Consider the following 11,636-nt stretch of genomic DNA (forward strand, 5'->3'; position numbering starts at 1 on the left):
TTTCATTCATAAATATTTTAAATAACTTTTATCTAGCTGAACCAATTCCTGTACTGTATCGATTTCTGTAACAACTCCTTCTTTTATTGGATATACTTTCAAATCAAATGTATCAAGATTAGCATCCACTACCTCATCCCAAAAAAGATTTCTATTTACGTTATTCTGAAAGGCTTCATTTATCTTATCCGCCAATATTTTAGTATCATTTTTATTAAAAAATGATAGACCTATCATGTTGTAACAATCTGTTCCACCTTTTCTTACTCTAGTAATTTTAAGATTATCATCTGTTTCAAATATCCAATCATCGGAATATCCTTCTACCAATGTCCCAAAATAGCCTGAATTATCTAATTGTTTGTTAAACACTTGAGCATCTGAAATATATAAATCTCCTTCGCAAATCAAACAATTACTATTGCGTATTACATCTGTTACTTTATACAAAGAAGATATATTGTTACACTCTTTATATAAATCATTATATATAAGAGTAAGGTTGGGATATTTCTCTTCTAGAATTTTGAATTGTTCTCCTAAGTATCCTACTACAACATATATCCTATCTATACCTCTATTATTTAGCCCATCTATTATTGTCTCCACAAGTGCTTTCCCATTAACTATAACCATAGGCTTAGGTACATTTTTAGTTATAGGATACATCCTTTTCCCCAATCCTGCTGCCAATATAACGGCAATATCTTTTGTATTATTCATAGTGTACAGGCACCTCAACTCCTATCTTTCTGTGAGCCTCCTTAAATACTTTAAAAAAATCACGTATATCATTAACTGTAATGGCACCTAAAGAGCACAATCTGAATGTTTTCGAGCTCATAATCTTACCTGGATATATAGTAAAGCCCCGTTCATAACAATAATCATGTATTTCTTCAAAATTAAAGTTATTATCATCGGGATAAATAGCTGTAGCCACTAATCCGGCACGATACTCTGGTTTAATGACTTGTTTATATCCCATCTCTTCTAACCCCTTACAAATCTCATCAAAAACACCTTTGTGCCGTTCCCATTTAGCCTCTTCACCTTCCTCCCAGTATTCCTTTATAGCTTGCTTAGTCGCATATGCTGTCTGTACAGGTGGTGTAAAATGCATTTCTCCGGTGCGCTCAAAAAAATCATACTGTAGAAATAGATTGCAGTAGTATGATCGTCTAGGATAATCCTTAGAAGCTTCTATTATTGACTTTCGCCCCACTATAAACGAGAGTCCTGTCATAGACATAAGACCTTTTTGAGCAGATGCCATACAAAAATCTATATTATCTTTTATCACATCAATAGGTCGCATAGCATATGTCGATGTAGTATCAACTACAAATATTGCCCCATATCTATGAGCAACTTCCCCTATATCTCTTATCGGATTAAGTAACCCAGTTCCCGTCTCATTGTGAGTAGTATATACTAGCGAAATATCTTCATGTTCTTTTAATTGTTTTTCCACCAACTCAATATCTGCAGGTTCATAAATAGGTAGCTTTAATTCCAAAAAATCTAATCCATAATATTCGCATACTTCTACAGCTCTACTACTATACGAACCATTGTTTACGATAAGAGCCCTCTTCCCTTCAGGAATAAGTGAATTAAGACAGACATCAATATTTATAGTGCCAGAGCCACAGAATAATACAGCAGTATACTTCCCATCTCCGTGTACTATTTTTACTAAGTCCCTTCTAATTTCCTGCATAAGTTTTGTAAATTCTTTTTCCCTAGGACATATGTCAGGAACCACCTGTGCCATCTTTACACTATCTGTTGTTGTTGCAGGACCTGGATTTAACAATACATTTCTTTTCATTTACTAAGCCCCCAAAACAGTAATCTGGTCTCTAACAATATCGTATATACGATTTATTTCATTGTCATCAAATATTTGATGTTCATTTACATACAATTTCTTTAGGCCATTACTAAATACAATAAGCTTCTTGCCATCTTCAAACACAAAAGCCTCAAAAGCCATAAGATTCTCTTCATGCCCCATCTCTCTATACAGAAATCTAAAATCAGGGTTATATATTTGAGTGCGAGCGCACTTAACATATTTTTTTTTAGGTATTATTGGTACTTCATCTTTTTCAAGCGCAATTACAACATTATTCATTTCAGAAAGAGATACTATATCATCACATTCTCCATTAGGTATATACTCTCCTATTAATACAAATGGTATCTCTGTCCATTCTGCAGAACATGACAACTGAATCTCCGAAACATCCTTAAGTGTTGCATTCTTAGGAAGGAGAAGATTTCCATGATCAGCATACAAAAAAATCTTAAATCTGCTGAGTTCTATAAATTCGGCCATTATTCCATCAACATATCTTAAAGAATCGTTATGCTGTCTAATATAATCAGCTCTCAATTTACCCCCTTTAGCTGGCAAAAAATCGAACAGCATTGCTGTCCCCTCAAACACCACATCTCCAGACGTGTATGGATTAGAGAATGAATAATGTGTTTCATATAATTCATGTAAAATAAACAAACCATTATCTGTTTCAAGCGCATCCATTACAAATTCCCATAACTTCTCTGTTATAGTCTGAAATGCCCCGCAATGATTAATCCCTTCACCCTCAATGTGCTTGTCCATATCCGTATATAAGTGAATGTCTCTACCTTGCTTCAATGCCTCTTTAATAAATCTACAATCACTAGCATCCACTACGCCGTGATTATAATAATTCGTACTTAAATCATAATTCTCACTATATACGGGAACTAAACTCTCAAATGTTGATGTTGAAAATGAATATGCATTAGTATATCTATAGCCCTTCTGATTTATTACTGCCATTAACCTAGGCATATTGTCCTCTGTCACGTCACTACGTCTCATCCCATCTAGACACATCAAAAGAACATTTTTGCTACCAATTTTTTTATATCCCTCTAATAATTGTTCTCGAATCTCTTTTATATCACCCAACAACAACTTATATGTCTCATTAGGAAAAAGTGACAATAATCTTTCTACACTCTCTGCCGCCAAACGAAAATCCTTGATTTGAATGTATAATGAAACCAATTCAAATAATTTTTCTTCCGATTCTAAATTTTTATTAAGTTTATTAATGGTTCTGTACAACTGATGAGGATGTGTTCCATAATAATAATCTGCATTAAGTTTAATTCCTCTAGCATTGATTTCATCATAAATATCAAGTGCTGGTATGTCTGGACATATTTTGGTTAATTTCTCCTTTATTTCTTTTCTAAATTTATAAGAAGAAATGATTATTCCATCTATATCGAATTCACTAATCTGATCGTCTGAAATTTGTTTGAAACCTGACTCGTTTTCCTGATTATAGTTATCGATAATAATCTTTACATTTTTCATTTCAAACATAAAGTCAGCCATTAGCATCCTGGTATGACCACCATTCGCGTATAATGCAGGTTTTTTTTTGTCTTTCAAAAAATGCTCCAAAATATCTTTAACGTTCAATGCTATTTTTTTTGAATCTAGCGGCCTATTTAGGCTATATTTTTCAAATAACTCATCATATTTTTTTATTAACTCTTTTCGTAAATTAAAATTTGTCATACTTCTATTTCTTTTCAACTCTATTCATTAGTGTTCTCATAAATGACGTGTTTTTCTTTTCCTCTACTAATTTCCAGCTTCCTACCTCTTTATGGAGTGAAACTGTTTTCTCAGTAATCATATTAGGCATACCTTCTATTGTTAAAGGTGACATTACTTCTCGCGGATACAATACAATCTCGTCTTTCTTTTGATATTGATTTATAATCTCAAATCCATATTTTTTTAATACAGGATGAGAAAAGGTATGGTCCTGCGTTTTTTTAAATTCTCCACCGGTATCCCTAATAGATACACATATATAATCTATCATCTCTTGAATAATATCCGCATTACTTATAGAACCAAATCCGCAACCTCTGCTTACCATCTCTCCAGAGCCCATATTAAAAAAAGATTTATCTTTTAGTAAAATATCAAAATTTGCTATAGCCTCCACATCCGTATCCAAATATATTCCACCATATTTGTTAATGATATCTAATCTTGCAAGATTAGGTACAAAACCCCACGCTCTACTAGTAAATGCTAATTTAGTATATTCATCTTTACAAAAATCATAATTACTTTCGTCCCATCGTATAATTTCATAATCAGGATTATACTTTCTCCAAGACTCTATATTTTTTTTAAATTCACCCGGTAATTCTTTTCCTCCAACCCAAATATAATGAATTTTCTTTGGAATAAGTTGAGGTCCCTTCGTGAATTCCCATGGCTTTATTTCCTCAAATGTATTTCTCATTATTATTGAAAGATAACACTCTAATTCGTCAAGCTCTGGTATAGCATCAAGCTGCTCTACTACTTCGTTTGCATAAAAAGGAGAATCAATGTAACAAATTAGGTTCTTATTTGTCTTATATGCTTTTATCAAATTGTTTAACGAGTAAATCATATATATTTTCCCGTTAAACTCATGCTCTGTGTTCCATAAACCATCATTATTGTCCACAACAAAAAGCACATTCTCATTTTCAAAATATATATCCAAACAACTATCTAAAGCTCTACCTGCTCCAAATATTACTATTTCCTTATCCTTTATATAATTTTTGAAAGCAACTGGACCCATGTTTTTTAAAGTAACCATAGATTTAATCCTTCAACTAACCATTTTGCAGTCATGCACAACTTTACTACTTTAATCCAATCCTCATTTTTTACAATCATCTATAAATGCCTTTTCCTTGTATTTTGAAATGCTTTAATTATGACGTTTTTTACACTAATAATAATCTCCATATCATCTTTCCTTCTAAAATATTTCTTCAAAAGAGCTCTCAATTTTCGCATTTACCTGCAACAGTGTTAAAAGGTTTTGTCTGCTGATTTTGTTTTCCAACTCACTTTCATGTATTAATCCTCCTAAACCATGAATCTCTTCTTGTCTCATAGTGCTGGGGTAAATATTAACATTAACTAAGGAAACTTTTTTGTATATTGCCATGCTTAGTCTGTGAACACCATCAATGTGTTTATAATTATCTAATATAGATATTGGATAATTATTCAAAAAGCCTCTAGTCTCTATACTACGAATCAAATCCTTAAAATTGATTAGTCTCTTTTTTGCTGTTTCATGAGAGCAATACAATTCCATACATGCCATATAGATATCATCACCATCATTTCTCAGGCCATAAAATTGTTCCAATACTACATATCTTGTTGCAATTAAAAGATTATCTTTATTTGCTAGATAAATTTGCTTTACTGGAATCTTAATATTTTTTTTTATAGGTGTTCCTAACATAAATTCATAAAGAAATGGATATATCCAAATACATTTATCACATCTTTCTTTAAGTAACACTTTATTAATTTCTTCTTTCAATGATTCGTGTACTGCAAGACATACGACATAATCACTAATTTTTATATTATCTATTGATTTTATTGGATAATTATCTATACTCTTGGTATCTCCCTCCGTTGTCACAAAGCATTCTAAATTATCTTCTAAACTTCGTATTTTTATACCTTTATAAAATTTTTCAGCAACATATCCTGCACCATAGATTATGAATTTGTTATTCTTAAGAATATTGATAAATTCTTCAAATTCCATTTATATCTCCATAAATTATCTGTCTGCTAGTAATATTGCCAATTATATCCACAACCCTTTTGGAAGCTTTTCCATCAGCAACTATTCCACATCGATAGCGAAAATTCGTAGACTCTTCTCTATACTTCAAATCATCAAAGGATAGAATATTTTCAACCAATTCATCTGTAGATTTAGCATACGAAAAAGGTATCTCATCTAGTGAAAACATAAGATTTCCTCTATCGTCAACGTACTCTTCTAAATCATCAGCATATATAAATCCTGGCTGACCCGTTAAAAACCCTTCGAAAATCACTGTAGAATAATCCGTTATTATTGCATCTGTAGCAGCCATAAGCTCATTCATATCATCAGCTTGCGTCACATCTATAATCTTTGAATTCGTATTTGCGATATTCATCTTTTTAACTGAGTCTGCAAGTTGCGGATGTAACCGAAGAAACAGATACCACTCTCCGCCAAATCTTTTCTCGAATGCATCAATAACTCTATCAAAATCCAAAGAAACTTTTTTCTCATTTACACTTCTATTTAGCGCCTGGCTACCACCTCTAAATGTTGGCGCGTATATAGCTATCTTTGCATTATTTGGAACCTCATATCGTTCTCTAATTAATTGGTGTTTTTCCTTAACACTATTTATTAATATATCAAAGCGAGGTGTGCCAATCTCTTTAATATCGCCATCATATATCAAGCCTTTGGGCCACATATTTGTACACCATTTGCTTCCAGAAATTGCTATATCTATTAAATCTGAATCTGTTTTGCTCACCAAATAAGCTATTTCTGATAGTTTATTTCCTCTACATTTTCCAATAGGTTTTAAGCTAATTGAGCCATGCCAGGTCTGGATATAGGTTGTCCCTTTTCTTTTTCTCGTTCCTAAAAAAGTTCTTGTATTCCCTATCCACACTCTAGCTGTCGTCATTTGAAATGCTCTATTCCAAATAGTATCCTTAACTACCTTTATACCATCTGGAAAACTAAGGCTAGGTTTCTTTGTAATCCACACTAAATCATAATCAGTTTCACCTTTTGCATTTCTTTTAAGTATTTCCTCGGCTATGTATCTAGGATTACAACTATAGCCTCCATTTCCTTCCAGAGTCCAAAGCACAATCTTGTTCTTTTGAATAGGAAATACTCGACAAATATAAAATGGAAAACTATAAAAAAAAGCTTTAATTTTTCTTTTCTTTATATACTTTTCTTCAGTGCTTTTTTTTCCCATATCTCTATGCATCTATTAAATCCAAGAATCTTTCTAAGCTATACAGTAATAATCTTTGTTCTCCTGTTAATCCAGTTACGCAGTCTTCTTTAAACTCTTTACGTTTAGGTCCTCCCCAGTTTTTCATCCAGGCCTCTGCTGGTCTCGACATCGGCTTTTTTTCTGGTATCTCAAGCATTGGGTATCTCATTTTAAAAAGCTGGCGGATTAAATATTTGCTTTCTCCATTTCTAACTCGCTTTAAATCTAACGGCTCCGCCATCTTTAAATGCTCAAATGGATCAATATAATCTAATCCCGCACACTCGAATGCATTTGTTAATGCTCCAGCAGCTGATACAGCATAAGGTCCCTGAATATAACCTATGAAATCAATATCCCCATTGGTTTTTCTATATTTTTCATAAGTATCCATTGCTATACTGCCATCTTTTAAAACTTTAGATGCATCTAAAAAAGTAAATCTATTAATCCATTCATCATACTTCCAATCCTTAGAAAGCAATCTATCCATTCCACCAAATTCAGTATCGGCACAATCCCCATAAACTATCAGATTGCATCCATCTGCTTTTGCTCTTAATGCAGCCTTATATGCCTGTGGTTCGTTTGGAATAATAGGCGAACCATCATGAAGCATTAGTTCATCCATTTCGTTTACATAATCATCCCATGTAACATCTACAATCACATGTTCCAGCTCGTATATATCACAGTATTTCTTTGCCTGTTCAGTTTCATCAACAGCATTTTCTCCAATACATCTTGCTGTATAGCACTTAGCTCCTTTAGGCATATATGAAGCAAGAATAGCTGAATCCATACCACCACTAAGCAGCATTCCCGCCTTTGATAAATCTATCTTTTCCAGCTGATTTCTAATACCTTCATCTATATCTTCTGCTGTTTTACAAGGAACCTTTTTCTCCAGTGGAACATCGGGATGCTTTCTTGGAATAATTCCTTCCTTAAAGCATTTGTTTTCATCATATACATATCTCACTGTTAAATATGATTCCATGCAGTACTTTTTATCTTCCATCATCCCCTACTCCTCACATGCTTTCGGTATCTCAACCCTCAATCCCGTCGATGAAACGCTAGGTGTATGTGGCAAATACACTACATCAACACCCAGCTTTGCCAAATCTTCCTCTGTTTGTTTCCAGCGTTCATTGCCTTTCCAGTCGTCGCCTATGAACACTGCATCAAATCTATGCGTTTTATAGATTTCCACCTTATCCAAGGTATCTACAATTATTACATCGTCCACCGCACGCAGGTTTCTGACTATCTCAGCTCGGTCATTCTCGTTAATTACTGTTGTCTTATGCTTGTACTGCTGCACAAGCTCATCAGAATTAACCCCAACAATAAGCTTTTCGCATTGAGCCTTAGCGTTGTTTATTAAATTCAAATGTCCCACATGGAACATATCAAAAACGCCCTGTGTATACCCAATTTTATACATGCCATTTTACCTATCGCTTGCACCGTACAATCTATTCACACATTTACAAAGGGCTCCGCACCCTCAGGTGCGAAGCCCTATAAAACTCCTACTATTCCTATACTCCCCACCATTCATGCAATTAAACCCCTAGCAGAAAAGCTAAATGCAGACACTCCCACATCTAAGTTTTTCTATGGTTTAATTATAGTGAATACGAGGCTTTTGTTCAATCAATTTGCATGGAGACACAGAATTGTCACAAAATATCTTTATGCGCAACATCCGACCTATATTTACATAAATCCGTGAATGTCCCAACATCCTCATTATGCTGCATACAATACTACTCCCTCTTTTTCAATATTATTAAAGAATGGATAATTGTCTACCCACTTATAAAACAGTTCTTTACTATGCGTCATTGGATTAATTTCAACATCATTATCCATGTTAAAATCATACGTCTCGTCAAACAACTTCTTTTGAAACTCTTTAGCTTCAACATCGCTGATATTTACAAAAATCATAATATCAAAATCAGATCCAGTTTTATTATCCCCTCTAGCATATGAACCAAAAAGAATAATCTTCTCGAGATTTGAACCATATATCTGCTTTATTACCTCTATGTAGTTTGCTAGTATTACATTTACTTCCATCCTCTTCTAGCTTTATCTACACTTCCACAAAGCCATCGGATGCTTTTGTATACTTTCAATTATTCTAGAGTCATCAAACAATAATTCTGGCCTATAATTCTTCCTTTCAAATTCATCTAAGTACATCTTTTCATTTTCTGTTAGAATCATAAGCCCTGCAATATATTCTTTTGCTTCCCTCTTTAACCCATCCAAATCAAAATTAGCTTTCACTTCGATTACTGGAAACAGTTCTCTCTTAACCTTGTTAAAATCAATTGTATCTATTTGAGATGTGTTAAATTCTTTATTCAATTCTATCGCGGAAATACTGGAATAAAAAATAATACACTTTCTAAATAACTCCCTGTTATCTTCTAGTATCCCTGCATCAATCATATTTCCAAAATCATACAAATCTCTTGGTGCTGCTCTGTTAAGTAACGCGTTTGCCTTAGCTGCAAACAATTCTATTGGATTAAGAGTTTGTACTTGAATTTCATCATCAAAAATTCTTGGCATTATTTTTGCACTTACTGTCTCTAATATATGTGCCCTTAAGGAATAGTTAATTTCTATTTTTATGGTATCTTTATTTCCACCAGCATTCGTATACTGAAAGTGAAATCCATCTAAACTATGCATATATCTTGAATCTAAAGATAATACATAGCCTTCGCTTTCCATATATGAAAGTAAATTATTCTTAATTACCTCACGAATTTTCGACATTTCTTCTTTCGTATCATTAGGCATATAATCCATATCAATATCAACTGATAACCTTGGTAAATCAAATACCGTAAGATTAATAGCGGTTCCACCTTTTAATACAAGATGATTATTCAAGAAATCTGTGTTGTTTATGTAGTTTAATATATCTTTTAATCGAACAACCTTTTCAAATGTATCTCTTCTAAATCCATATTTTCTAGCCTCATACTCTAAAGCGCGCTTATCATATATCGGCATCAATTATTCCTCCATTTTTCAGTTCTAGTAATCTATCTGGCACTACTAACTGCCATTCTTTATTGTATGTAGATGGACCTTTTTCATTTGAAAAATAGCGTTTGCTATTGCCCATTTGTTCTTGTAATTTTTCTTTAAATGCTCTCATCATTAAGCTTTTTCCTATACCATGATAATTAGTCATTACAAAACCTACTTTTTGATATAAAAACTGATTATCATACTCAGCTAAATACTCTATAAGTTTACCTTCATTTAATTTCCCTACATCCTCGATATTTGAAAGCACTTCTTCAGCTCCTGAAATTTTATCCATATCTTTTAAGCTATCAAGTACAGTACGTTCCTTATCTGTTACAGATATTCCTCCTGAATATGGTATTTTTTCTACCCCTTTATCAATAGTAGGCTTCACGTAATGATAAATATAACCATCAAATTCGAAATTATTAAATGCTGTTTTAGATGAAACGTAGACATCGTAATAAACTTGATCTGTAATACCATAATATTCCATAGCTGTATGATGAGATATATATGCAGTATCGTTTATTCCACATGCAATCTGAAATCGATTAGCATTAACCTCTCCATTCGCCCCAATTACACATGTATATAAATTATTCCTTATTTTCTTTACCATATTTGCTTTGACAAGACGGTAAATTGCAGATCTAGCACTATTTACATTATCATAGTATATATTTACATCATTTACTGTAAATACTGGCTTATTAAGCAATTGCATATATATACTCATAGTTTATAATCCTCTTAAAATCATTCATATATGAATTATCTTACTTATATTTTAAACATTTATTCCTACTATTTCAAGTTTATATTTAGTGCAATATAACGCATATATGCATTATATTGCGCTATTTTTAAACTTTTTCTTATCCTACTTAACCTATTAAACTGTAATTCAAACCATTTCCCTTCCCACCGGTTCTCCCCAGTCATATTCATATACCTCTATTTCACCGTCATACTCTTTAAGTCTTTCGCCAAATGACTTATGTTCAAATATTGCATTACTATCATTTGATTTTTCAGCTTCACCCATTTCTCGGTTTGAACAATTTAGTAACGTCACTTTTCCAACCTCTTTAACATACATTTTAATAGCTTTTCCAACTTAACTTCGATTATAGCATAAGACACAAATAGCTTCGCAGCATCAGCCACGAAGCCATTTTCATCTTTCTATCCTTTTCCGGGTAATCAAACTATCTGAGGGGCAGTCTTTTTGAGGGTCTAGTTTGAGGGTACGGTTTGAGGGGCACTTTTGAGGGGCTGGTTTGAGGGTTTGGTTTGAGGGGCTAGCTCCATTTACATAAAAATATAAGCCAGGATGTTCAGTTTGGTTACTGAATAGCCTGGCTTTTTTAGGACTTTATTGTCCTTGTTATCCTCTTTAAATATCATATTTTTGAGCAAATCATATGAAGGGAGGATACACATTGAATAGTATCACACAATTACTAGACCTTGAAGATAACGAAGTAATAATCAGCGATATTTCAATTCAAGGTAACACAAAAACACTTACGATTGAAACTGTTCCTTCAGCACACTTCTGCCCCTCTTGTGGCTATAAGATGCATTCGCGTGGAGTGAAAAATAGAACAATCAATCATCCAATTTTACAGGATAATTTTTCGCTAGTTCTT

Annotated in this window: 13 protein-coding genes; 1 reads left to right on the forward strand and 12 read right to left on the reverse strand. The window is 33.1% G+C overall.

Annotation, left to right across the window (positions count from 1 at the left end; translation table 11 throughout):
* Window positions 1–6: 6 nt before the first annotated feature.
* From BM097_RS10745 to BM097_RS16385, 12 genes are all read right to left on the reverse strand, one after another.
* Complete coding sequence (locus BM097_RS10745) at window positions 7–723, reverse strand: sugar phosphate nucleotidyltransferase (protein WP_090549289.1); 717 nt, start codon at window positions 721–723, stop codon at window positions 7–9.
* Window positions 716–1,834, reverse strand: coding sequence for a 2-aminoethylphosphonate aminotransferase (locus BM097_RS10750; RefSeq protein WP_090549292.1), 1,119 nt, complete (start codon window positions 1,832–1,834; stop codon window positions 716–718). The genes BM097_RS10745 and BM097_RS10750 overlap by 8 nt, the downstream gene beginning before the upstream one ends.
* A 3-nt stretch (window positions 1,835–1,837) precedes the next feature.
* Window positions 1,838–3,589, reverse strand: coding sequence for a hypothetical protein (locus BM097_RS10755; RefSeq protein WP_090549296.1), 1,752 nt, complete (start codon window positions 3,587–3,589; stop codon window positions 1,838–1,840).
* A 4-nt stretch (window positions 3,590–3,593) separates the two neighbouring features.
* On the reverse strand, window positions 3,594–4,682 hold the full coding sequence (locus BM097_RS10760; protein ID WP_090549299.1) for a glycosyltransferase family 32 protein: 1,089 nt from the start codon (window positions 4,680–4,682) through the stop codon (window positions 3,594–3,596).
* Between the two features lie 165 nt (window positions 4,683–4,847).
* On the reverse strand, window positions 4,848–5,660 hold the full coding sequence (locus BM097_RS10765) for a ParB N-terminal domain-containing protein (protein WP_090549302.1): 813 nt from the start codon (window positions 5,658–5,660) through the stop codon (window positions 4,848–4,850).
* Window positions 5,650–6,897, reverse strand: a complete 1,248-nt coding sequence (locus BM097_RS10770) for a CDP-glycerol glycerophosphotransferase family protein (RefSeq protein ID WP_090549329.1) — start codon at window positions 6,895–6,897, stop codon at window positions 5,650–5,652. Before BM097_RS10770 ends, BM097_RS10765 begins: the two co-directional genes overlap by 11 nt.
* Window positions 6,898–6,901: 4 nt before the next feature.
* Window positions 6,902–7,942, reverse strand: coding sequence for an asparagine synthase-related protein (locus BM097_RS10775; RefSeq protein ID WP_090549305.1), 1,041 nt, complete (start codon window positions 7,940–7,942; stop codon window positions 6,902–6,904).
* A 3-nt stretch (window positions 7,943–7,945) separates the two neighbouring features.
* Window positions 7,946–8,368 (reverse strand): FAD synthase family protein, encoded by a 423-nt coding sequence (locus tag BM097_RS10780; RefSeq protein ID WP_090549308.1) that lies wholly within the window; start codon window positions 8,366–8,368, stop codon window positions 7,946–7,948.
* Between the two features lie 308 nt (window positions 8,369–8,676).
* On the reverse strand, window positions 8,677–9,009 hold the full coding sequence (locus BM097_RS10785; RefSeq protein WP_090549310.1) for a nucleotidyltransferase domain-containing protein: 333 nt from the start codon (window positions 9,007–9,009) through the stop codon (window positions 8,677–8,679).
* Window positions 9,010–9,021: 12 nt separating this feature from the next.
* Complete coding sequence (locus tag BM097_RS10790) at window positions 9,022–9,960, reverse strand: nucleotidyl transferase AbiEii/AbiGii toxin family protein (RefSeq protein WP_090549313.1); 939 nt, start codon at window positions 9,958–9,960, stop codon at window positions 9,022–9,024.
* Entirely contained in the window at window positions 9,947–10,720 is a 774-nt protein-coding gene (locus BM097_RS10795) for a type IV toxin-antitoxin system AbiEi family antitoxin domain-containing protein (RefSeq protein WP_090549316.1), read from the reverse strand. Before BM097_RS10795 ends, BM097_RS10790 begins: the two co-directional genes overlap by 14 nt.
* A gap of 168 nt (window positions 10,721–10,888) precedes the next feature.
* Entirely contained in the window at window positions 10,889–11,059 is a 171-nt protein-coding gene (locus BM097_RS16385; protein WP_177197443.1) for a hypothetical protein, read from the reverse strand.
* A 367-nt stretch (window positions 11,060–11,426) separates the two neighbouring features.
* Here BM097_RS16385 and BM097_RS16515 point away from each other — a divergent pair.
* Window positions 11,427–11,636 (forward strand): hypothetical protein (locus BM097_RS16515; protein ID WP_443197884.1); only part of this gene is annotated, 210 nt, incomplete at its 3' end.

It is taken from the genome of Pseudobutyrivibrio sp. OR37, from assembly GCF_900113655.1.
Taxonomy (GTDB): Bacteria; Bacillota; Clostridia; order Lachnospirales; family Lachnospiraceae; genus Pseudobutyrivibrio.